This is a genomic window from Lutimaribacter saemankumensis (assembly GCF_900100005.1).
In the GTDB taxonomy this organism is placed as follows: Bacteria; Pseudomonadota; Alphaproteobacteria; order Rhodobacterales; family Rhodobacteraceae; genus Lutimaribacter; species Lutimaribacter saemankumensis.
The window spans coordinates 110,336-133,020 of sequence record NZ_FNEB01000009.1; the positions used below are offsets into that span (position 1 = coordinate 110,336).

The following is a 22,685-nucleotide window of genomic DNA, read 5'->3' on the forward strand; positions in this document are numbered from 1 at the left end:
ATGGAATTTATGTGGATCATACCTGCTATGTTCTCGGTCTCGGGGGTCGTCGCCGGGCGTTACTTTTGGCAGGCTGGCGGATGGTTAAACGTTGTTTTTGCCCTGATCTGCTTTGGCACAGGTGTATTCTTTGCCTATGGCGCCGCTGCCCTTCTTGGCGTTGTACCTTTTGTTGGTTGAGCGCGAACTGCGCGCTAAGGCAGTTTCCGCACTTCACCTACCGCGAAGGGATTAACGCCTCCACCCCATTTCGTGGGTCGGTTTTGGTGCTGGCTTAGGCTTCGACCGTTCCACCTTTTTCCCTAATCCCTGCGCGGTGCTGTGGTCTTGGTGCTGACGCCTGTTTTGCTTCAATCCTTCTTCGCGGTTTCAGTGCCAGATAGAGCAAGATCTTCACGCATGTTTCTCCTGGTAGGGTATCTTTTACGCAACTACGCATTTGCGCTTTTAAGATATTCCGCAAGTGCGGCTTCCAATATCGCCTGGTGCGTCTGGCCAGTTTGGGCGGCATAAAGCCCCAGGCGGTTGTATGTCTCGCCATCGCCTGGTGCAACGTCGCGCCTTTGGGGTGGGCATGTGACAGGGACAAGCCATCCGAGATGGAAGCATGGTGGGCGGTCGCGGGAGGCGCAGATGATGCGCAGCTTGGCCAAACTACTTGGCGGGTTGTGAGGTCTGAAATGTGGATGGCCCGCAGCTACGTCAGCCAGGACAGCAATCACGAAGGTGGGCGCTCAAAAAATGATGCTTGCAAAGACGGTTTCTGAAGGGAAGAAGTTCTGAGACTTTGGCTGCCCTCGATCGGACACTGAGCTTTTCAACATAAAACAGCCGGGAGCTGCCATCTATCTCTTAACCCAAATCTGCAGCAACTGGCCTTCATCGCGTATGTCGCGAATATTAGCATACGCGCTGCGCTGCCATTCATGGCAGGCGTTTGGTGTTCGCTATTTTAGAGTTACGGTTGTGTCCAATTTGCTGCCGTCAAAATAAGTCTCTGTAAAGGTGACTTTTCCGTTTGCGGTCCGGTACGAGATTCTTTTGTTTTTCTCCCACTCGTACTGAGTCCGCCCAGGTTCATAGTCCCATAAAATGGAGAACGTTGCTTCACTTGAGTTGATGCCACAAAGAACTCGGAAAATCTTTCCATCAGCCGCCCTGCGGTATTCCGCCAAGTACACATCTTTAAAAGAGTAAGGGTTTGAGAAATTCGACGCGCTTGAAAGCTTTACATCGTCGAGAGAGGTCGCGCTCATAGTAGCCACTATTAGAGCCTTGCAAATCTCTTCACTCGTGTAAGGCCCCATATCTGAGGAAGTTTGCGTGCTGGGTCCTTTTTCTTCCTGTATCGTGCTAAGTTGATTATATATCGCGCTATATTGATTATATTTTTGACGATACTCTGAATTTTCAAAATCAAGAATAGTCAGCAGGCGGTACCCATCCATGTTTAACTTCGTCTCTGACGCCGGCAATGGCTTAACCATGGCCAGAGTAGCGCTTTCAAGCTCAGCGAGCTTGTATTCGCGAAGTGAGTCAATCTTTACTTCAGCAACTAAAATATTGCGAGCTTTTTCAAACTCCTTGTCTCTTATAGCAACTTCTAGGTCACGCATATTGTCTTGGAAATCCAAGACTTTTTGGTTTGATTTTTCGGCTGCGTTGACTTGGTTTTTGCACTCTTTTAGTTCAGCCTCAACAGAATCGCGCTTTGTTTGGCAAGCTGCTATCTCTGATTTTAGATTATTAATGGCAACGTTTTCATAATTCGTGTCAGTGGATATTAACTCAAAAAAAAGCGTCGAAATCTTGGCTTCAAATTCAGCCAGCCGTTGCTTTGGCTCTCCTCCTGGCTGTCTTAATGAAACCTCGCCCGCCTGCATCAATTCTTTGTATTTATCAATTTGATCTTCAAGCAATCCTACCTTGCCATTAATCTGTTCCACAAGCCTTTTAAAAAGTTCTTCATTTCCAACTGGCCAACCATCTAGTATTATGATCTGGCCTTTTTCAGAAAGAAAATACACGCCTTCATAATTGACTTTGCAAATGACGTTGTTTTGCGGGAACTCAACCTCATTGGGTGAAAAGATATAGGCTTCCCAAACTGCTGAATCTTTATCTAGATTGCGCCCCGTTGCTTTAGCAAAAATTTCTTGACAGGCTTTGATGTCGCCTGCCTCGTCAGCGAATACGGCAGTGCCTGTAGTGAACGCGCAAATGATGATGGAAAAAGCGGCGGTTGTATTGAAGCGCGTCGGCATTTACTCCCCCATGCAAGAATGCGTTCACTCAAGTCGCGCTCACGTGCGCGATTTTTTCAAATCAACGGTAAACCACACCAAGCAACTGTGTCACGGTGGTTTTTCCAAGTTCTTGGGCATAAACTCTCCGCTTCGAGCAGTCAGCTGAACCAGCGAAAGATGCTTATCAGGCTAAGACTCTTTGGCTGGTGGCTGCCAGTCGTCGCTGCCGGTTCCGAGATCCGCTATCATGAACCACCTAAGTCTTGCTGTATCAAACTGAGCTGGTCCATCCCGGAGCGGGCTTCTAAGCGGCGTCAGGCGGCGCGGAAGGGAGCGGCATCAAACAGGGCGAAGGCGCTAGCCCATGCTGAGAGCGTGTTGCCGATGATTGAGCGGATCAGGGCAGGGGCGCATCGTTTCCCGCGTTTTCTTCTCGTATAGGTCCGCAATCGAGCCAACCTTATCGGCGAGGTGTTGTTTGCGTGGAAGGATTGGCGCAGAATGCGGTATGAAATTTTTTCAAATTTTTGCAAAGCTACTTGCTTCCATAACAATTTGTACCCCAGCAACTGCTGAAACGCTGGAGTTTTTGTGTGAGTTCGACCGCTATCACAGCCCAGATGAAAACGTGCTCAAGTCTGCGGAAAACTTCCTGCTGGTCTTCAAGGTCGACGCAGTCACGAGAGAGGCTTACATGGAAGGCAACAATGGGTTTTGTCAGAAGGATTTCGGTTGAGACGGGCAGGACAGCCTCGTAGCGTCGAAACATGACCAGACCTGACCCGTTCAAGGGCTTCCACAGCAGCCCCGAGATCATCCGCCTGGCGGTGATGATGTACATCCGGTTCCCGCTGTCACTCCGGAACGTCGAGGACCTGCTCCACGAGCGGGGCGTCGATATCTGCCACGAGACCGTCCGCTATTGGTGGCAACGTTTCGGTCCGATGTTTGCAGCCGAGATCCGCAAGCGACGTGTGGCGGGTATGAAGTCGAGCCGCTGGCGCTGGCACCTGGATGAGATCTTCGTGAAGATCAATGGCGAGAGGCACTACCTTTGGCGGGCTGTCGATCACGAAGGGGAGGTGCTCGAAAGCTTTGTGACGAAGACCCGAGACAAGCAAGCCGCATTGAAATTCTTGCGAAAATCGATGAAGCGGCATGGTCAGCCCGAGGTCATCGTCACCGATCGGCTTCGTTCCTATGGTGCCGCCTTGAAGGAACTTGATGCGGCGAGCCGTCAGCAAACCGGCCGCTGGCTCAACAATCGAGCCGAGAATTCACATCTGCCGTTCCGACGACGCGAGCGGGCCATGCTCCGCTTTCGGCGGATGCGAAGTCTTCAGAAGTTCGTCTCCGTTCACGCCTCCCTCCTAAACCACTTTAACCAGGAACGAAGCCTCTCCAGCCGACCTCACTTCAAGGCCAACCGCGCCGCCGCTCTCGCTGAGTGGCGCGGTCTCTGCGCGGGATAAGGGACAATGCGACTGTCCTAGCAGAGACTGGTTCGCATTCGTCTGACAGCACCCTTGCGCCAGCGATAGTACGTCTGTTCAACAACGCCGATCTGTCGGATCGCGTCGAGACGGGACATGCCCTGTCCCATCAGCACCTCAACCTGTCGTAACTTCGAGACAATCTCTTCGGGCTTGGGTCGCCTGTTTGCCATTCTCGGTCCTCCGTTTCCTAAACATAGTGGTGGACCAGTTCAGTTGGGGAGGCTCACAGCGCGCCCTTGGACGCGGCGTAGGCGACAGAAGATCCGATCCCCTTGACGCCCGCAATCGATGAGGTGTTGAGAACCGCGCTGGACCGGCCCGTGGCCTGATGCGCCGCCGTCAGCAGTGGTTTGGCCGCCTGCAGCATCAGGTAAGGCCCGACGACATTGACCTCGTAGACATCCATGAAATCGGCCTTTGACAGCGCATCCAGGTCTGCATGATCGCGCGCGTGGCGGGTGATGCCGGCATTGTTCACCAGGATGTCCAGCCCGCCCCATTCACCCGCGGCCGCTGCCAGCGCGCGACAGCCGTCGGGATCGGCTACATTGGCCTGGACCAGCTTGACCTGCGCGCCTGCCGCCCGGCAGGTATCCGCCGCCTCTTCGGCGTCGGCCTTTGACCTGGAGTAGTTGATCACGACATCCGCCCCGCGTTCTGCCAGCTTGACGGCAATGGACCGGCCCAGCCCCGTGGCCGATCCCGTCACCAGCGCCTTGCGCCCCTCCAGATCCGACATGTCGTTTCTCCTGCTTGTCTCGGGTTGTGCGCGCAGAGTTGCATTGCCGTGACCGGAGGTCAAAGGCGGACCGCGCGGAGACTGGACAAAACCGCGCGGACGCGCACATCCTGCAGGGCCGGGACGCATCATCCGGCCCAGGGCGGTGGCCCGGTCGAAACAAAGGGGGAGGACAGGAAATGGACCTCGGATTGAAGGACAAGACGGTTCTGGTGACGGGCGGTTCGCGGGGTATCGGGTATGAAACGGCGCTGGCCTTTGCCCGCGAAGAGGCGCGGCCTGTCATCGCGTCGCGCGACGAGGCGTCGCTTGCCCGCGCGGCCGACGCGATCAAGGCCGAAACCGGCGTCGAGGTCGCGACCTTTGCCGCCGACCTTGCACAGGACGAGGCGCGCCTTGCCCTGGCCGAGGCGCATCCCGAAATCGACATCCTCGTGAACAATGCCGGCGCGATCCCGGGCGGTGGTCTGGCCGACGTTTCGATGCGGCGCTGGCACGAGGCGTGGGCTCTCAAGGTGTTCGGCTATATCCACCTGTCGCAGATTTACGTGCAAAGAATGAAGCAGCGTCAATCGGGGATCATCGTCAACATCATCGGGATGGGCGGGCGCGCGGTGCGCCCCGACTATATCTGCGGGGCGGCGGGCAACGCCGCGCTGATCGGTTTCACCAACGCGCTGGGGGCAGAAACGCCGGCCTATGGCGTGCGGGTGTTCGGGATAAACCCGTCGCCCACGCTGACGGACCGGGTGGTCGGGCTCTACCGGTCGCGCGCTGCATCGAAATTCGGTGACGAGGAACGCTGGAGCGAACTGCTCGACCAGGGGCTGATGCCGTTCGGACGCCTGAAAAAACCCGAAGAGGTCGGCGCACTGGCCGCGATGCTGTGCGCGCCGCAGGTCGAATACCTGTCGGGCACGGTGATCGACATGGATGGCGGCGGACAGTGGGGGTAAGGCACCCCCACCCGGTCACGCTTCGTATGTGACACGCCCGCCCGCGATGGTGATCTGTGCGCGGGCCTTGTCCAGATCCTGCGGGTCCATCGCCTCGAGGTCGTGGGACATGACCGCGACATCGGCCATCATGCCGGGCGACAGCCGGCCCTTGCGTGCCTCGTTGAACTCCACCCAGGCGTTGTCTGCGGTGTAGGATTTCAGCGTGTCATGCAGGCTCTGGCTCTGGTCGCGCCAGGGCGCGGGCATCTTCATGGGGGCCACGGCGGCCTTCACGTTCGGCATCACGTCCACCGGGATCACCGGCCAGTCGGTCGAAAACACCACCGGGGTTCCCGTGTCGCGGATATCCTGCCAGGCATAGGAGGTCGGGATCTGGTGGTCATGCAGCATCTTGCCCACACCTTCGGGCGGAAAGATGCCGCCGAAGGGCGCGTGCCCCGGCTGGATCGAGGCCACCACACCCATTTCGGCAAAGCGTGGCAGGTCGTCGGGATGCAGCACCTCGATATGTTCGATGCGGTGGCGGCTGTCGCGCCGGCCATTGGCGCGGATCGCCGCCTCGTAGGCATCGAGCGTCCAGCGAATGCCCTTGTCACCGATGGCGTGTACGGCGATTTGCAGGCCCATCTTGTCGGCGCGGATCACTGCCGCCTCGAAATGATCGTAGTCGAAAACCGCATCGCCCACGGTGTCGAGCCCCGGGTAGGGTTCCAGCATCAGCGCGGTCGAGCTTTCGACGACGCCGTCGATGAACATCTTGACCCGGTTGCACCAGACCCAGTCGCCCTTGTAGCGCGCGCGCATTTCCTCGGCCTCGGCAAAGCGGTCCAGGCTGTCGTGGCTTTTGAAATGGAACGGCACCTCGACGCGGGCCAGCAGGTCGCCATCGGCTTCGAGCTCGGACAGCAGTTCGAGATTGTAGAAATTGCCGTCCATGTTGTGCAGCCCGGTGATCCCGTGGCTGGCGCAGTGTTTCAGGCCGCGCGCGATGGCCGCCTTGTCTAGCGCGCGTTCCGCGGCGGTGGCGGGCGGCACGGGATCGGCCCCGGTGACAAGGCCCAGCATGTCGCGCCCGCCATGGCGCGTCAGCTTGAGCACCGGGGCATAGGCGCCGGGCTCGCGCAGCTCGCCCGTGGCGGTGCCGTCGGGGGCCATGACGATCTCGGCGCCCATGTCGACCGTGCCGCCATGCAGCAGGCCGGCAAGCTCCAATGCCTTCGTGTTGGCCCAGACGGTGTGATGATCGGGTGCGAACATCGCAAAGGGCCGGTCGGGCAGCGCCTTGTCCAGATCCTGCCGGGTCGTGTTCCGGCCCGGTCCAAGGATCGCGTAATCGGCCTGAACGGCGAAAACCACCTTGTCATCGGGGCATTGCGCCGACCATTCGCGCAGCTTCGCGGTCAACTGGTCCAGCCCCTGAACGCCGTAAAGGTCGAGATAGCCCAGTTCGACCGACCCGCCGAACAGATGCACGTGGCTGTCGATAAAGCCGGGCAGCACCGTGGCGCCGCCTGCGTCGATCACGCGCGTGCCGGACCCGGCCAGTGCGCGGATATCGGCGGTGTCGCCAACAGCCGTGATCGTGCCGCCCGAAATCGCCAGCGCCCCGGCGCGGGGTGTCGTGTCGTCGAATGTGATGAGGCTGCCGTTCAGGATGACGATATCGGGGGACATGGGTATCTCCGTGAAAGGAAAGGGCGGGCCACCAAGGCCCGCCCGCCGCGTGTTATTTCTGAAGCTCGGTCCAGATCGCGGTGTAGATCTTCTGCGCCTCGGGCGGGCAGGTCTTGGACAGCACGCCCGCCGCCTTCAGCTCGTCCGAGGGGTTCACCTCGGGCGCGTTCTTGAGGTCTTCGTCCATGTAGGCGTCAGAACCTTTGATGCCGTTCGCATACTTGGCGAAGTTCGACAGCATCGCCGCGTTTTCCGGCGCCATGATGAAGTTCAGGAACAGCTTGGCGTTCTCGACGTTCTGCGCATCGGCCACGATCGCGGCGTTGTCCATCCAAACGGGATAGCCGTCGATCGGATAGCCATAGGCGATATCGGGGTTCTGCAGGCGTGCCCGCATCGACGCGCCGTTCCAGTTCACGCCGGCGGCAAGGTCGCCCTTGGCGTATTTCTCGATGTTGCCGTAATCCATCGACAGCCAGTGGGTCTTTGCCTCGACCAGCTTGTCGCGGACTTTCTTCAGGACTTCCTTGTCGGTCGTGCACTGTTCGCCGCCCATGTAGTAGATGGCCGTCGACATCACATCCATCATCTCGGGGACGACGTTGATTTTGCCCTTCAGCTCATCGGGCGGATCGAGGTAGATCCCGGCGGTGTTGATGTCGCCGCCATAGACGCTGGTGTTGACCGTCATGCCCACGGTGCCCCATTGCCACGGCACGGTGTAGTTGCGGCCCGGATCGAACTCCACGTCCACCCATTGCGGGTCCATGTGCTTGAAGTTTTCCATCTCGTTGGGCTTGGATTCCATCAGCAGCCCTTCGGAGATGAAGATCGGCACATACGTGCCGGACGGCACGACGATGTCGAACCCATGGCCGCCCGCCTTGATCTTGGCCAGCGCGGTATCGTTGCTGTCGTAATCGGTGATCGTGACTTCGACCCCGTATTCCTTTTCGAATTTCTCGATCAGTTCGGGGCTGGTGTAGTTGCCCCAGTTGTAGATGTTCAGCGTGCCTTCGGCCTGTGCGGCCCCGGCCACGGCCAATGCGGCCAGTACGGCAAATGATTTGGTCAGTTTCATGGTGAACCCTCCTGTTGGTTCTGTCGGTTATTTCTTGTTTCTGCTGAGGAAAAAGAACGCGATGACAAGCACCACGGAAATCGCCAGAAGCGCCGTCGAGATCGCGTTGACCTCGGGGGTGACGACTCGGCGCAATTGCCCCAGCATGTAGGTGGGCAGTGTATCCTGCCCGGCGGATTTCACGAACTCGGTAATCACGACGTCGTCGAGCGAGATCACGAAAGCCAGCATCGCGCCCGCAAGGATCCCCGGCCAGAGCTGCGGCAGCGTCACCCGCCGGAACACGCGCCAGGGCGTGCCGTACAGATCCATCGCCGCCTGTTCCAGGCTCAGGTCCATGCCTTGCAGGCGTGCCCGTATGGGCATGTAGGCAAAGGGAATGCAGAACGCCGAATGCGCGATGATCAGGTAGAACAGCCCGGTATATCCGGTCGCGACCTTTATCATGGCGAAAAAGATCAGCAGCGCCACGGCGGTCACGATTTCGGGGACCATCAGCGGCTGGTTGATCATCGCGAAAACGAAGGTATAGCCGCGGAACGTGCCCTGGCGCGTGGTCGCCAGCGCGGCCAGCACGGCGCAGCTTGTGGCGATCACAGTGGCCCAGGACGCGATCACAAGCGACCGGATCGTGGCGGCCTGCACCTGTTCGTTCTGCCAGGCTGTCTGGTACCAGCGCCAGCTGAACCCTTCCCAGATCGCGACCGACGTGCCCGCGTTGAAGGAATAGACGACCAGCAGCACGATCGGCAGGTAGAGGATGACGAAACAGGCCATCGCGACCGTCGCGAACCCGGTCTGGCGGCGGATGTCGAAGCCCTTAGCCATGCCGCACCTCTTCGTTGCCCGCGGCACGGACGTAAAGGATCAGCGCCACCATCACGATGGCCAGCAGCGTCAGCGACAGCGCCGCGCCCAGTGGCCAGTTGCGGCCCGCGCCGAATTGCAGCTCGATCAGGTTGCCCAGCATCAACTGCTTGCCGCCCCCCAGAACCCGCGGCGTGACATAGGCACCCAGCGACGGCACGAAAACCAGGATCGACCCGGCGATCACGCCCGGCTTGGCAAGTGGGAAGATCACCTTGCGCAGCACCCGCCAGCGGGTTGCGTAAAGGTCATAGCCCGCCTCGACCAAGGTGAAATCGAACCGTTCGAGCGAGGCATAGATCGGCAGCACCATCAGTGGCAGATAGACATAGGCCATGCCCAGAAGGATCGCGAATTCCGTGAACAGCATCTGGATCGGCTCGTCGATGATCCCCAGCGCAAGCAGGGCGCTGTTCACCGTGCCCTCGGCGCGGATCAGTTCCATGATCGCGAAGGTGCGGATCAGCAGGTTCGTCCAGAACGGGATGATGATCAGCAACATCCAGATGTCGCGCTTTTCCTTGGGGCGCGTGGCGATGAAATAGGCGGTCGGAAAGCCGAAGATGAAGGTCAGCAGCGCTGTCATCAGCGACAGCTTGATCGACCGCCAGAAGATCGACAGATGCGCATCGGCAAAGCCGATTTCATCGGTAAAGAAATCCTGCTCCATGATGACGCTGAACCAGGCATCCCACGACAGGTTCCATTCCACACCGCCGTAATCGCCCGGCGTGAGAAACGAATAGATCAGCACGATCAGCAGCGGGCCTGACGCCGCGAAGACCAGAACCGCCAGCGCCGGGGCCAGAAGCAGCCAGCGGGACCGTGTCGCTCTTTTCGTGGCTGCGTCGCTCATCGGGTCAGTCTCTCAGCACCTGGCCGACACCGGGGGCCAGCGTGACCTCGACCCTGTCGCCCACCGTGCGGGTCTGGGCCTGGTCGGGCTGGTTCTGCTGACGCAGGACGAACCGCCCGCCGCCGTCCAGGTCCACGTGGTAATGCGTGTCGGTTCCGAAATAGACGACATTCGCAAGTGTGCCCGGCAGAACCGCGCCCGCGCCGCCGGACAGGCTGGCGTGTTCGGGGCGCACCGCCAGCGTCACCGGGCCGGGCGCGACGCCCTCGCCTGGGGCGCGAACCTGCGCCTCGGCGCCCGAAGGCAGGCGGACCGTGGCCTGTTCCCCCGCGATGGACAGCAATTCGACGTCCAGGAAATTGGTGTCACCGATGAAATCCGCCACGAACCGTTCGGCGGGGTGGTCATAGATGTCGCGCGGGCCGCCGATCTGCCGGATCTTGCCCGCGTTCATCACCGCGATCCGGTCGGACATCGTCAGCGCCTCTTCCTGGTCGTGCGTGACGAATACGAAGGTGATGCCGGTTTCGGATTGCAGCCGCTTCAATTCCAGCTGCATGTCCTTGCGCAACTTGAAATCCAGCGCGCTCAGCGGTTCGTCCAGCAGCAGAACCTTGGGCCGTGGCGCCAGCGCGCGGGCCAGCGCGACGCGCTGCTGCTGGCCGCCCGAAATCTCGGATGTCTTGCGGTCGGCCATTTCGGTCATGCGGACCAGCGCCAGCATCTCATCCACGGTTTTCTTGACCTCGGCGCGCGGCTTGTCGAGCATCTCCAGCCCGAAGGCTATATTCTGCGCGACCGTCATGTGAGGAAACAGCGCATAGGATTGGAAAACGGTGTTCACCGGGCGCTTGTAGGGGGGCAGGCTGACCAGATCCTGCCCATCGAGCGTCACCGTCCCCTTTGTCGGGTCGATAAACCCGGCGATCACCCGCAAGAGCGTGGTTTTCCCACAGCCCGAAGGGCCAAGAAGGGTGAAAAATTCGTTCTCGCGGATCGTGACCGAGACATTATCGAGCGCGGTGAAAGGAGCGCCGCGGCCGGTGAAAATCTTGCTGACTTCGTTGATCTCGATCACGTCTGAGCCCCCGATTCTTAATTTGATCAAAACTCAGCGCGGGTCCAAAAGCAAGTTTGCTGCGCGCTTTGCAGGCGGCGCAACGGGCATTTCGCGCCGGCGGTCAAGAATTGTGCAGGCCGAAAAATCCGCAGGCCCACCGGCGGCGGGCGGGTCACGCACAATGGCCGGACGCGGTCGATTTTCGCCCGTTTTCGCGGCGGTCCCTTGCATCCACCCCGGCCCGAAATGCAAGTTGGCGTCAGAGCGCGCACATGCAGAACAGGGGGTGATCCATGGCCGAAGACAAGATTTACACCTATCAATCCATCGCCAAGTCGGTGCAGGACCACGGAATCGACACCATGTTCGGCCTGATGGGCGACGCGAACCTGTTCATGGTGGATCACTACGTGCGCGCTTGCGGCGGCACGTTCGTTCCGGTCGCCTATGAGGGCAGTTCGGTCCTGATGGCTCTGTCATGGTCGCATGTCACGGGGCAGGTGGGTGTTGCCACCGTGACCCATGGACCGGCGCTTACGAACTGTGTCACCGCCCTGGCCGAAGGGGCGCGCGGCAACATCCCCATGGTGCTGCTGGCCGGTGATACGCCGGTGATGATCTCCCAGCATCTGCAAAGCATCGACCAGCGCGAAACCGTCAAGGCCGCCGGCGCCGGGTTCGAACAGATGCGGGCGCCGGAAACGGCCTCTTACGATTTCGCCAATGCCTATTACCGGGCGCGCGTCGAGCGGCGCCCCATCGTGCTGAACATGCCCGCGGATTTCATGTGGCAGGAGGTCGTGCACGAGAAAAAGATCTTTCCGGTCTTTTCCACCCCGTCCTACGTCCCCGAAGGCGACGGGCTGGACCAGGCGGTGGGCATGATCGCCTCGGCCCGGCGGCCGGTGATCCTGGCCGGGGCAGGGGCGGCGGGCGCGCGCGACCAGATCATACGCCTGGCCGACCGGCTCGAAGCGCCGCTGGCGACAACCCTCAAGGCCAAGGGGCTGTTCAACGACCACCCCTACAACATGGATATCTTCGGCACGCTCAGCACCGAGGCGGCCTATGATGTGATCGCCAAGGCCGATTGCGTCGTGGCCTTCGGCGCCAGCCTGCACAGCTTTACCACCGACCAGGGAAAGCTGATGAAGGGCAAGCGCGTCGTGCAGGTGAATGACGACCCGCGCGCGATCGGGCGCAACTTTCACCCCGACGCCGCGCTGGTCGCGGATGCCGGGCTGACCGCGGACAACATCGTCTACTGGCTGGACGAGGCGGAAATACCGGCGTCCGGCTTTACCGCCGAACTGGATATGGCCAAGCTCACCTGGCACCCGCCCGGCCAGCGCGACAAGGCGGCGCCGGGCACCGTCAATTATGTCTGGGCGCTGGACCGCCTGGAAGAGGCGTTGCCCAAGAACCGCTTGCTGACGACAGATGGCGGGCGCTTCATGACCGAGGTTTGGTGCCGTGTCTCGGCCCCCGATCCGCGCAGTTTCATGGCGACGACGAATTTCGGCTCGATCGGGCTGGGGCTGCAGGCCGCCGTCGGCATGAGCCTTGCCGACCCCGACCGTCCCGCCGTTCTGTTCACCGGCGACGGCGGTTTCATGATGGGCGGCGTGAACGAATTCAACACGGCGGTGCGGCTGAAACAGGATCTGATCGTAATCGTATGCAACGACAGCGCCTACGGCGCGGAACATATCCAGTTTCTCGACCGCAGCATGGATCCGGGCCTTTCGCAATTCGACTGGCCGTCCTTTGCCGATGTGGCCACGGCACTGGGCGGGCACGGTATCCTGGTGCAATCCGCCGAAGACCTTGAAGGCGCGCTGGAAAAGATCGAAAACCGCGACCGGCCGATCCTGCTGGAATTGCGGCTAGACCCGCACGACGTTCCGCGCATGCGCATCTGACAAAGCCGCGATGGACCTGTCGAGGGGCGTGCGCTAGGCTGGCGGCAATTGACTGCCGGCCAGTCCTTCTTTTTCGATACGTCATTTCCAACCGGCTGAAGGCCGCATGAGCCAGTCCAGCAGCGAAACACGCGTTCATGAAATCGTGCAGTCCCTGGCCTGCGGGTTCGAGGACTGGAAAACAGTATTCGGCGATCCGTGGTTTTCCGGCACGGTTTTCATGCTGGGCTATGGCGTGGCCGCTGTTCTCATGCTGCGCGTTGCCCGTCAGACCACGGGGCGCGAAGCCTTGTTCTGGCGCCTTTGCGCCATCGCCTTTTTCTTTCAGGTCGCGAACACGCATCTCGATCTGCACGCCTTCGTGGTAAGCTATGGCCGCTGCCTGGCGCGGGCGCAAGGCTGGTACGGCACACGCCACACCGTGCAGTATTTCGTTCTCGTCGGGTCGCTCGTGGCGCTGACCAGCGTCCTGTCGCTGTTGATGATCGTGTTTTTTCGCAGCATTTTCGGCAACCTGCTGCTGATCCTGGGGGTGGTCCTGGCGCTGGGCACCACGTTCGAAAAAGCGGTGAATTATCATGGGCTGGAGCAGTTGTACGCCGGCTATTTCGGGCAGTTTCGGGGCGTTGACCTGATCGAACTGGCCGGCGTGGCAATCGCGCTGCTTGCCAGCGTCCTGCGCTTGCGCAAATCTGCACGCGGCCCGTGAAGGGGCCCGCATCGCAAGGGAGGTCACGATGTCCGCATTCGACGAAGATCTGTTTCTCAAGGGGCTTGAACAGCGCAAGGCGACTTTGGGGGCCGAATATGTCGAACGGAACCTCGCCGCCGCAGATGACTTCACCCGCCCCTTTCAGGAGGCGATGACCGCATGGTGCTGGGGCTTTGGCTGGGGGGACGACGTGATCGACCCCAAGACCCGCAGCATGATGAACCTTGCGATGATCGGCGCGCTTGGAAAGATGACCGAATGGGAAATCCATTGCCGCGGCGCGCTGAACAACGGCGTGTCGCAGGATGAAATCCGCGCCATCATTCATGTGGTGGGCATCTATTGCGGCGTGCCGCAGGCGCTGGAATGCTTCCGCGTTGCGCGGAAGGTTCTGGCCGACGCGGAACCGCAATAACCGAGATTGCGCCGGCCGGCGTCAATCGCAGGTTCTAACCCCCTGCAACTGTTGCTAACCTGATCCCGCTACGAAAGGGAGGAGACGCCGCAGGCCCCGCGAAAAACCGGACTGCGCCGCAAGACATTATGGCCAAACCGAAAAACATCCTGTTCATCATGTTCGACCAGCTGCGCTGGGATTACCTGAGCTGCTACGGCCACAAGCACCTGCACACGCCCAATATCGACAGGCTTGCGGAACGCGGCGTCCGGTTCACCCGGTGCTACATCCAGTCGCCGATCTGCGGCTCGTCACGGATGAGCACCTATACCGGGCGCTACGTGCATTCCCACGGTGCCAGCTGGAACGGCATCCCCCTCAAGGTCGGCGAGATGACGATGGGCGATCACCTGCGCAAGGTCGGGATGGATTGCTACCTTGTCGGCAAGACGCACATGCGTGCCGACGAGGAAGGCATGGCCCGGCTGGGGCTGGAGCCGGACTCGATCATCGGCGCGCGGGTCAGCGAATGCGGGTTCGATGTGTTCGAACGCGACGACGGGATGCTGCCCGAGGGGCCCGACGGCTCTTACGACCCGGACGGGGCGAGGGAGTACAACAAGTGGCTCAAGGCCAAGGGCTACGAAAGCGACAACCCGTGGCACGATTTCGCGAATTCCGGCCTCGATGAAGACGGCAATGTGCTATCCGGCTGGTTCCTGAAAAACAGCACCGAGGCTGCCAACATCCACGAACCCGACAGCGAAACGCCCTATCTGACTGGGCGCGGGATCGAGTTCATGCAAACCCATGAGGGACCGTGGTGCTGCCACCTGTCCTATATCAAGCCGCACTGGCCCTATATCGTGCCCGAACCCTATGCCAGCATGTTCGGCCCCGAACATGTGCAGCCGGTGATCCGTTCGAACGCCGAACGCGAAAGCGATCACCCGGTGTTCCAGGCTTTCATGGGCAACAAGGTGGGCGAGGCGTTTTCGCGCCAGGATGTGCGCGACGCGGTGATCCCGGCTTATATGGGCCTGATCAAGCAGGCGGATGACCAGATGGGCCGGCTTTTCGCCTGGCTCGAGGAAACCGGCCGGATGGATGACACGCTGATCGTGCTGACATCCGATCACGGCGATTTCCTTGGCGATCACTGGATGGGGGAAAAGACGTTCTTTCACGACACGGCGACCGTCGTTCCGCTGATCGTCTACGACCCCAGCCCCGAGGCCGACGCCACGCGCGGCACGGTCTGCGACGCGCTGGTCGAATGCATAGATTTCGCGCCGACTTTCGTCGATTTCGCCGGGGGCGAGCCGCCGCTCCATATCCTCGAGGGCGAAAGCCTTTTGCCGATCCTGCGCGGGCAGGCCACCGACACGCGGCGCGGCTACGTGATCTGCGAATACGATTATTCGGCCTCGCCGGTGGCCCATGCGATGGGCGCCGAGGTGCGCGATGCGACCATGTTCATGGTGGCCGACAAGAAGTGGAAGCTGATGCATTTCGAAGGCGGCCACCGTCCGATGCTGTTCGATCTCGAAAACGACCCCGACGAACTGGTCGATCTGGGCGACAGCGATGAGCATGCAGAGGTCATCGCGCAAATGTATGACAAGCTGTTCGAATGGGCGCGCCGCCCCTCGCAGCGCACCACCCGCAGCGAAGAGCAATTGCGCGAAATGCGGACCAAGACCCGCCGCCGCGGCATCGTTCTGGGGGTCTATGACGAAAACGATACCCCGCTCGAGCTGACCGTGCGTTACCGCGGCCGCAAGGCGCCGAATATGAAAGACGGGCCGGGGGGGGCTAGCCAGCCGTGACGGGGCTTGGCGGTCAGTAAATGCCGTGACGTTCCGCCTGCCGCTTTGCCCGATGGTGCTTTATGTCACCGCACCCGCAAAGTAGAGTGTCGCGACGCCCCGCAGGCCAGACGTGCAAGTAACAGCCGGAAACCTATGATCTTTTAGATGGTGGACTATCTCATCAACCTTGTTGCAACGGCGATCATTCGATCGGCCTTGCTGCTGCCCTACGCGATCAGGGTCCGCTTTTTCGGGTGGGTCATGGCGAATTTCGTGGGCCGGATCGCCGGATACCTGAAGCGCGCGCGGTATCATCTGGGCTTTGTCTGGCCCGATATGCCCGATGTCGAACGGCGCCGGATCGCCCGTGCGTGCTGCAACAATTTCGGCCGCACCCTGATCGAAAATTACTCCGGCTCCGAACTGCAAAGTCGTGCCGAGGCCGCGCGGATCGTCGGTAATGGCCTTGCCGCCCTCGAAAAGGCCCGCGCCGAAAGCCGCCCGGTGATTTTCGTGTCGGGCCATTTCGGCAATTTCGAGGTTCCCCGCCGCGCGTTGACCGCGCGCGGCTTTGTCATTGGCGGTATCTACAGGCCCATGTCGAACCGGTACTTCAACGCCCATTACGAAAAGACGATGATGGATGTCTCGGGGCCCGTTTTCCCGCAAACGACCAAGGGGCTTATGGGCTTTCTTCGTGTGCTCAAGAAGGGCGGAATGGTCACGATCCTGGTCGATGTCCGGGGCGAAACATTCCCGGACCTGGATTTCCTTGGAAAGCCGGCCCCGACATCGACCTCGGCCGCGGAATTCGCGGCGCGCTTCAACGCGGTGATGGTCCCCTATTTCGGGCGTCGGTTGGAAAACGGTCTGGATTTCGAAGTCATCCTGGCCGATCCGATTCCGCCCGGGCAACCGTCCGAGATGATGCAGGCGGCCACCAACGCGATTGCCGATCTCGCCACAAGATACCCCGAGCAGTATTTCTGGGTTCACCGTCGCTGGCGTGACAGAACGGATATCTGACCGTCCCCGCCGTTGCCTTGCGCTTTGCTGGCAAGGCGATCCCTTCCAGACCATCAAAGTTTTGCCGCAACCCGCCCTGCGCGGGATAGCGCTGCGCTTCGGCTGTCGTTCTGCGCCGCGGCAAGGAATCTTCTTGACGCTTGGTCAGGCACATTTAATGTCCGACAAACGGACAATAGGGAACCGCGGCTGGGTGCTTTGCCCCGCGCGATTTCATCCGAATTCCGGGATGTTTCGGAGGAGGAGCCGATCCATCCCGGTCAACAGGGTCTGCGCGAGTCGCAGACCCGCAAAAGGGAGGAAGTCATGAATTCGACCAGCAAGAAGTTTGCAGGTGCGCTTACGGCACTTGCGCTCGCGGCGGGGGCCGCGGGTCCGGTTGCGGCACAGGATGATACGTTCAAGATCGGCGTCATCACCTTCCTGTCGGGCCAGGCCGCCGAAAGCTTTGGTGTGCCCGCTTGGAACGGTGGCAAGGTTCTGGTGGATATGCTGAACGAGGGCGGCAAGCTGCCTGCGCCCTATGACCAGAAGGGTTTTGGCGGAATGAATATCGAGGTCGTGCTGGTCGATGAAGCCGGCGGTGCGACCAAGCAGGTTCAGGAATTCCGCAACCTGGTGCAGCGTGAGGAAGTCGATGCCGTGGTCGGCTATGTGTCGTCGGGTGACTGCCTGGCCGTTCCGCCCGTCGCGGATGAATTGAAGGCGTTCACGATTCTCTACGACTGCGGCACACCGCGCGTCTTCGAGGATAACACCTTCGAATACGTTTTCCGCACCGCGGCGCACGCGACGATGGATAACGTCAGCCTGGCCCGCTACCTGAAATCCCGCGATGTCGCCATCGAAAGCTTTGCCGGCCTGAACCAGGACTACGCCTGGGGCCAGGACAGCTGGGCCGACTTCACCGGTGCGATGGCGCAGCTTTACCCTGATGCAGTCGTCAAGACGGCGCTGTTCCCGAAATTTGGTGCAGGCCAGTACGGCACCGAGATCTCGGCGCTGCTGCGCGAACGCCCGACGCTGGTGCATTCGTCCAACTGGGGCGGCGACCTGCAGGGTTTCGTGATCCAGGCAACCGCGCGCGGTCTGCATGAACGCTCGCAGATTGTTCTGTCGGCCGGCGACCACGTGATCCCGCAGCTGCAGCAGAAAATGCCCGAAGGCATCTATCTCGGCGCGCGCGGCGTGAACGGGCTGGCAGCAAAGGCACGCGGTGGCGAGCTGCAGGAACTGACCGACACGCTTTGGGACGCCTATGAGGCCGAATTCGGGGTCTTCCCGGTGCAGGCGCCGTTCCGCATGTGGCAGGCGCTCCTGGGTCTGAAGACGGCGGTTGAAAAGGCAATGGCCGAGAACGGTGGCAAGAAACCCACCAACGAGGAACTGGCCGCCGCCATGAAGGGCCTGTCCTGGGATGCGCCTTCCGGTCGTATCGAAATGGCGCTGGCCGACGGTCACCAGGCGATTCAGCCCAACGCGATCGGCACCACCAAGTGGAACGCCGAAAAAGGCGCGATGGAGTTGATCGACATCGAGTACTTCGACTCGCGCTGCGTCAACCCGCCCGCGGGGGTGAAGTCTGCCGACTGGATCGCGCAGGGCTTCCCCGGTGCGCAGTGTGACTGACGCCTGACTGCAAGCGCCCGCCGCCTTTGGGTGGCGGGCATCTTTCCCGGACCAAGATTTGGAGGCCGTAAATGGACCTCGCTGCAACCATCCTTGTCGATGGGCTCATATATGCTGGCTGGCTGTTCATCGTCTCTGTCGGCCTGACGCTGGTTTTCGGTGTGCTGAACATCCTCAATATCGCGCATGGCAGCCTTTACGCGATTGGCGCCTATGCCGCGGCCTCGATGGTTGGTGCCTATTTCGCCTGGGGCGGCGATGCCTTTCCCTATGGCAGCTATGTCGCGATGATCGTGGCTGCGCTTTTGGTGGCGCTGGTCCTCGGGCCCCTGCTGGAGCGCGGATTGCTGCGTTTCTTCTACGGCCGCGACGAGGTGCTGAACGTCCTTGTCACCTATGCGGTCTTTCTGATCCTCGAAGACGTGATGAAGCTGATCTGGGGCGTGAACCCCTATTTCGTCTACGAGCCTTACACGCTGTTGGGCGATGTCGAAATGGGTCCGCTTTTCTATGTCGGGTATGATTTCGCCGTGATCGCGGCCGCCATCATCGTCGGGCTTGCGGTCTGGCTGTCTCTCAACCGGACACGCATGGGCAAGGTCGTTCTGGCGGTGATCCACGACTCGGAAATGAGCCAGACAATGGGCGTGAACGTGCAGCGCATCTATCTCGGCGCGTTCATGGCAGGCGCTTTCCTTGCGGCCCTTGGCGGGGCGCTGACGGCGCCGATGATCTCGGTCACGCCGGGCCTTGGCGTCAACGTCATCATCGTGGCCTTCGCGGTTGTCATCATCGGCGGGCTGGGTTCGATCCCCGGTGCCGCGATCGGGGCCTTGATGGTGGGGATCAGCCGTGCCGCTTCGGTCCACATGCTGCCCGAGGCCGAACTGTTCATCATCTATTTCGTGATGGCCATCGTGCTGCTGTTCCGGCCCGAAGGCCTGTTTGCGAAAACCCAGGCGAGGAAAATCTGATGCGGACCAATCTGATGCTTTCCGCCGTGGGCGCATTTGTCCTGTTGGCGGCCGGAGCCGTCCTGTTGCCGGATTGGGCAATGTTCCTGTGCGCGATGGCGCTGGCCAAGGGGCTGGTCAGCCTCGGCATCGTCGGCATGATGCGGGGTGGGCTCGTGTCCTTCGGGCAGGGGCTCTATTACTGTCTCGGCGCTTACACGGCGACGCTGGTCGCCGGGCAATTGGGCGTATCCGACATCTTCTTGCTGACGCTGCTCAGTGCCGGGGTCTGCCTGGTCGTCGGTGCGCTTTTCGGGCCGCTGCTGGCAGGCTACCGCGGGATCTTTTTCGCGATGCTGTCGCTGGCGCTTTCGATGGTCCTTTACGGCACTTTGGCCAAGCTTACGGTTCTGGGCGGCACCGATGGCCTGAATATCGGCGCACCCACATTCTTTGGCTGGGACCCCGAAGGCCGGGCGCTGCAGACGGCGCTTTACCTCTATGTCGCGGTTCTGGTCGTCGTCGCGGGCACGCTGATGCGCATCTATTTCGACAGCGAGCAGGGGCTGATCACGCTGGCCACCCGCGACAACGAACTGCGGGTGGAGTATCTCGGCGCCTCGGTGCGAACGGTTATGAGCTATAACTATGTCTTCGGTGCGGTCCTTGGCGGGATCGGCGGGACGATCGCGGCGCTGGCGCTGGGCCATGTCGACCCGGAATTCGCGTTCTGGACGACATCGGGCGAGTTCGTTTTCGTCGCGATCCTTGCGGGCTACCTTTCGGTTCCGGCGGTGTTCGTCGCCGCGATCATCCTTGAAATGGTCCGCTCGTTCTCGAACCTCTATTTCCCCAACACCTGGCAGCTGGCCCTGGGGATCTTCCTTCTGATCGTGATCGTGGTCCTGCCCAACGGGCTTGGGTCGCTGGTCCGCCGCCGCAAAGGAGACGCAACGTGACACAAGCCGTTCTAGACGTTCGCGACGTGCAGAAATCCTTTGGCGCCGTCACCGCGGCCAAGGACATCAACGTGTCCGTCCCCGAAGGTGCCGTCTATTCCCTGATCGGCACCAACGGGGCGGGCAAGACCACATTCGTGAATATGGTGACCGGGTATATCAAGCCAGACTCGGGCGTGATCAATTTCGCCGGCCGCAACATCACCGGGATGGGGCCGCGTCAGATCACCCGGCTGGGCATCCACCGGTCGTTCCAGATTGCGCAGCTCTGCAACGAGTTGACGGTCGAGGAAAACATGGTGGTCGCCGCGACCATCCACAAATCGGCGCGGCCGTCCTTCTGGCGCAACGCACATGGCGCGGAGGCGCGCGAGCGGGCGCTGGCCACGCTCGAACGGTTCCGCATCGCCGAGCACCGCAACCGTCTGATCCCGGAATTGTCCGGCGGCGTGAAAAAACTGCTTGATATCGCCATGGCGATTGCCGGGCAGACCAAGGTGATGCTGCTGGATGAGCCCACGTCGGGTGTGGCCGCGGACGAAAAGTTCCCGATCATGGACCTTGTGATCGAGGCACTGCGCGCCGAGGGCGTGACCGTCATCTTCGTCGAGCACGATATGGACATCGTCACGCGTTATTCGGACCGTGTGCTGGCCTTCTACGATGGCCGGATCATTGCCGATGATGCGCCCGAAGAGGTGCTATCGGACCCCGATGTGCAACGCTATGTGACAGGAGGTGCGGCATGACGCTCAGGCTTGAGAATGTCGAGGTGACGATCCAGTCCGCACCGATCCTGCGCGGCGTCAGCTTTGAGTTGGGGGACGGTGAACGTTTGGGCCTTGTCGGGCGCAACGGCGCGGGCAAGACGACGGTGATCCGCACGATCACCGGCCTGGCGACACTGGCGGGCGGCAAGGTTTTCTGGAATGGCACGGATATTTCGGGGATGCCGCCGCGCGAAAGGGCCGAGCTGGGGTTCGGCTACATGCCCGAAGACCGGCGCCTCGTCCCCGAACTGACCGTCGAGGAAAACATGCTTTTGCCCGCCTGGGCGAACGATGCGATCGACGGGCCGAAGGGGCTGTCCTTTGTGTATGACCTGATGCCCGAACTGACCCAGATGTCGGGGCGCAAGGCGCTGTTGTTGTCGGGCGGTCAGCAAAAGATGGTGGCGCTGGGTCGCGCGCTGATCGCGGGGCGGTCGCTGCTGTTGCTGGACGAGCCTTTCGAAGGCGTGGCGCCGGCATTGGCCAAGCGCATTTCCGAGGTCATCGCCTCGCTGAAATCCGAAGGGCTGTCCGTTCTGATCGCGCAGTCGGAGCTTAGCCATTCGATGGAATTGCTGCAGCGCGAATGTGTCATCGAACGCGGCGAAATCATCAAGGAAACCGAATTGGGGGTCGCGGCGGAACCGCAGGGCTAAGCTGCGACAATGGGGCGGTGGCATTCCTGGCAGGGACGCGTATTCCGCCCCGAACGACAAGGTGACGATGGAAGAGTAAAATGGCACTTCAACCCAAGGCGCTTCGCGTTCAGCACGCTTACGAACAGGTCTCGACCGAGATCGAGGCGCAGATCCTGTCCGGGGATCTGAAGCCAGGTGACAGGTTGCCGTCGGAAACCGAGATGGCGACGATGTTCGGCATCAACCGGTCCACCGTCCGCGAAGGCATCCGCCGCCTTGAAAGCGAAGGTTTTGTCCGGCGCGTGTCGCCGCGCAAGATGGTGGTCAGCATACCCCGCATGGCCGAGTTGGCGTCACGGCAGACACGCGCGCTGAGCATGCTGGATGTCACTTTCGAGGAACTGTGGCAGGTCTCGGTCGCGATCGAGCCGCTGTCGGCCTCTCTTGCGGCGCAGAATGCCGATGCCGACGACATCGCCCGGCTCGAGGAAAACCACGCTGCCCTGCAGGCGGCGCAAACCGATGCGCCGGCCACGATCGAACTGGACACGCGGTTTCATTCGCTGGTCGCGGCTGCCAGCAAGAACCGTGTGCTGCAACTGGCCCGCGAACCGGTGGGCCTGCTGCTATACAGCGGGTTCGAGGCATTGGTTCCGAAGTTGCCGCAAGCGGCATCGCGCCAGATCGTGGCCCATGCCCATGTGATCGAAGCGATCCGCGCGCGGGATGCGATGCGCGCGCATGAGTGGATGCGCCGGCATATCGACGATTTCAAACGCGGCTATATCGAGGCCGGCTTGCCGCTGGATGCGCCGATTGCGGATTCAGCCGGGCCATTGCTGGAAACAGGCCATAACGCATGACCACGCGTCCCAAGGGAGATCGACACC

The 22,685-nt window shown here is 60.9% G+C and carries 22 protein-coding genes and 1 pseudogene; 15 read left to right on the top strand and 8 right to left on the bottom strand.

Annotated elements, in window-relative coordinates; translation table 11 throughout:
* Positions 1–180, top strand: a complete 180-nt coding sequence (locus BLT50_RS19090) for a hypothetical protein (RefSeq protein WP_139170551.1) — start codon at positions 1–3, stop codon at positions 178–180.
* A gap of 767 nt (positions 181–947) precedes the next feature.
* On the opposite strand, the gene BLT50_RS15840 is transcribed toward BLT50_RS19090, so the two are convergent.
* Positions 948–2,264, bottom strand: coding sequence for a hypothetical protein (locus BLT50_RS15840; RefSeq protein WP_090029694.1), 1,317 nt, complete (start codon positions 2,262–2,264; stop codon positions 948–950).
* 490 nt (positions 2,265–2,754) lie between these two features.
* Between BLT50_RS15840 and BLT50_RS15845 the strand changes: the two genes are divergently transcribed.
* Both BLT50_RS15845 and BLT50_RS15850 read left to right on the top strand, forming a co-directional pair.
* On the top strand, positions 2,755–2,982 hold the full coding sequence (locus BLT50_RS15845) for a hypothetical protein (protein ID WP_090029696.1): 228 nt from the start codon (positions 2,755–2,757) through the stop codon (positions 2,980–2,982).
* Between the two features lie 31 nt (positions 2,983–3,013).
* Positions 3,014–3,718: an IS6 family transposase gene (locus BLT50_RS15850; RefSeq protein WP_090029699.1), complete on the top strand. Its 705-nt coding sequence runs from the start codon at positions 3,014–3,016 to the stop codon at positions 3,716–3,718.
* A gap of 53 nt (positions 3,719–3,771) precedes the next feature.
* Here BLT50_RS15850 and BLT50_RS19095 read toward each other — a convergent pair.
* Both BLT50_RS19095 and BLT50_RS15855 read right to left on the bottom strand, forming a co-directional pair.
* A pseudogene (locus BLT50_RS19095) lies at positions 3,772–3,912 on the bottom strand (IS3 family transposase); the annotation flags it as partial.
* A gap of 53 nt (positions 3,913–3,965) precedes the next feature.
* On the bottom strand, positions 3,966–4,481 hold the full coding sequence (locus BLT50_RS15855; RefSeq protein ID WP_281241656.1) for an SDR family NAD(P)-dependent oxidoreductase: 516 nt from the start codon (positions 4,479–4,481) through the stop codon (positions 3,966–3,968).
* Between the two features lie 179 nt (positions 4,482–4,660).
* Here BLT50_RS15855 and BLT50_RS15860 point away from each other — a divergent pair, with 179 nt between their 5' ends.
* Positions 4,661–5,437, top strand: coding sequence for a short-chain dehydrogenase/reductase (locus BLT50_RS15860; protein ID WP_090029702.1), 777 nt, complete (start codon positions 4,661–4,663; stop codon positions 5,435–5,437).
* A 15-nt stretch (positions 5,438–5,452) separates the two neighbouring features.
* Here BLT50_RS15860 and BLT50_RS15865 read toward each other — a convergent pair whose 3' ends face one another.
* Genes BLT50_RS15865 through BLT50_RS15885 form a run of 5 tightly spaced genes read right to left on the bottom strand, consistent with a single transcriptional unit; the run spans position 5,453 to position 10,996 of the window.
* Entirely contained in the window at positions 5,453–7,114 is a 1,662-nt protein-coding gene (locus BLT50_RS15865; RefSeq protein ID WP_175491501.1) for an amidohydrolase, read from the bottom strand.
* Positions 7,115–7,166: 52 nt separating this feature from the next.
* Positions 7,167–8,195 carry an ABC transporter substrate-binding protein gene (locus BLT50_RS15870; protein ID WP_090029708.1) on the bottom strand — a complete coding sequence of 343 codons (1,029 nt, stop codon included), beginning with the start codon at positions 8,193–8,195 and terminating at the stop codon, positions 7,167–7,169.
* Positions 8,196–8,222: 27 nt separating this feature from the next.
* On the bottom strand, positions 8,223–9,023 hold the full coding sequence (locus BLT50_RS15875) for an ABC transporter permease (protein WP_090029710.1): 801 nt from the start codon (positions 9,021–9,023) through the stop codon (positions 8,223–8,225).
* The gene (locus BLT50_RS15880) at positions 9,016–9,918 is read right to left on the bottom strand and encodes an ABC transporter permease (RefSeq protein ID WP_090029714.1); all 903 of its coding nucleotides are present in this window, start codon (positions 9,916–9,918) and stop codon (positions 9,016–9,018) included. The genes BLT50_RS15875 and BLT50_RS15880 overlap by 8 nt, the downstream gene beginning before the upstream one ends.
* Positions 9,919–9,922: 4 nt before the next feature.
* Positions 9,923–10,996 (bottom strand): ABC transporter ATP-binding protein, encoded by a 1,074-nt coding sequence (locus BLT50_RS15885; RefSeq protein ID WP_090029717.1) that lies wholly within the window; start codon positions 10,994–10,996, stop codon positions 9,923–9,925.
* 275 nt (positions 10,997–11,271) lie between these two features.
* Here BLT50_RS15885 and BLT50_RS15895 point away from each other — a divergent pair, with 275 nt between their 5' ends.
* The 11 genes from BLT50_RS15895 (at position 11,272) to BLT50_RS15945 (ending at position 22,658) form a co-directional block, all read left to right on the top strand.
* Positions 11,272–12,900, top strand: a complete 1,629-nt coding sequence (locus BLT50_RS15895) for a thiamine pyrophosphate-binding protein (protein WP_090029722.1) — start codon at positions 11,272–11,274, stop codon at positions 12,898–12,900.
* 106 nt (positions 12,901–13,006) lie between these two features.
* Positions 13,007–13,609 (top strand): hypothetical protein, encoded by a 603-nt coding sequence (locus BLT50_RS15900; RefSeq protein ID WP_090029724.1) that lies wholly within the window; start codon positions 13,007–13,009, stop codon positions 13,607–13,609.
* Positions 13,610–13,637: 28 nt separating this feature from the next.
* Positions 13,638–14,027: a carboxymuconolactone decarboxylase family protein gene (locus BLT50_RS15905; RefSeq protein ID WP_090029726.1), complete on the top strand. Its 390-nt coding sequence runs from the start codon at positions 13,638–13,640 to the stop codon at positions 14,025–14,027.
* A gap of 128 nt (positions 14,028–14,155) precedes the next feature.
* Positions 14,156–15,838 carry a sulfatase-like hydrolase/transferase gene (locus BLT50_RS15910; protein WP_090029728.1) on the top strand — a complete coding sequence of 561 codons (1,683 nt, stop codon included), beginning with the start codon at positions 14,156–14,158 and terminating at the stop codon, positions 15,836–15,838.
* 147 nt (positions 15,839–15,985) lie between these two features.
* The gene (locus BLT50_RS15915; RefSeq protein ID WP_090029731.1) at positions 15,986–16,846 is read left to right on the top strand and encodes a lysophospholipid acyltransferase family protein; all 861 of its coding nucleotides are present in this window, start codon (positions 15,986–15,988) and stop codon (positions 16,844–16,846) included.
* Positions 16,847–17,152: 306 nt separating this feature from the next.
* Entirely contained in the window at positions 17,153–18,475 is a 1,323-nt protein-coding gene (locus BLT50_RS15920; protein ID WP_090029846.1) for an ABC transporter substrate-binding protein, read from the top strand.
* A 71-nt stretch (positions 18,476–18,546) separates the two neighbouring features.
* Complete coding sequence (locus BLT50_RS15925) at positions 18,547–19,449, top strand: branched-chain amino acid ABC transporter permease (RefSeq protein WP_090029733.1); 903 nt, start codon at positions 18,547–18,549, stop codon at positions 19,447–19,449.
* A complete protein-coding gene (locus BLT50_RS15930) occupies positions 19,449–20,387 on the top strand; it encodes a branched-chain amino acid ABC transporter permease (protein WP_090029735.1) in 939 nt (312 codons plus the stop codon). The genes BLT50_RS15925 and BLT50_RS15930 overlap by 1 nt, the downstream gene beginning before the upstream one ends.
* Entirely contained in the window at positions 20,384–21,136 is a 753-nt protein-coding gene (locus BLT50_RS15935; protein WP_090029738.1) for an ABC transporter ATP-binding protein, read from the top strand. Before BLT50_RS15930 ends, BLT50_RS15935 begins: the two co-directional genes overlap by 4 nt.
* Entirely contained in the window at positions 21,133–21,813 is a 681-nt protein-coding gene (locus tag BLT50_RS15940; RefSeq protein ID WP_090029741.1) for an ABC transporter ATP-binding protein, read from the top strand. Before BLT50_RS15935 ends, BLT50_RS15940 begins: the two co-directional genes overlap by 4 nt.
* Before the next feature lie 80 nt (positions 21,814–21,893).
* Positions 21,894–22,658 carry a FadR/GntR family transcriptional regulator gene (locus tag BLT50_RS15945; RefSeq protein ID WP_090029743.1) on the top strand — a complete coding sequence of 255 codons (765 nt, stop codon included), beginning with the start codon at positions 21,894–21,896 and terminating at the stop codon, positions 22,656–22,658.
* Positions 22,659–22,685: the final 27 nt, after the last annotated feature.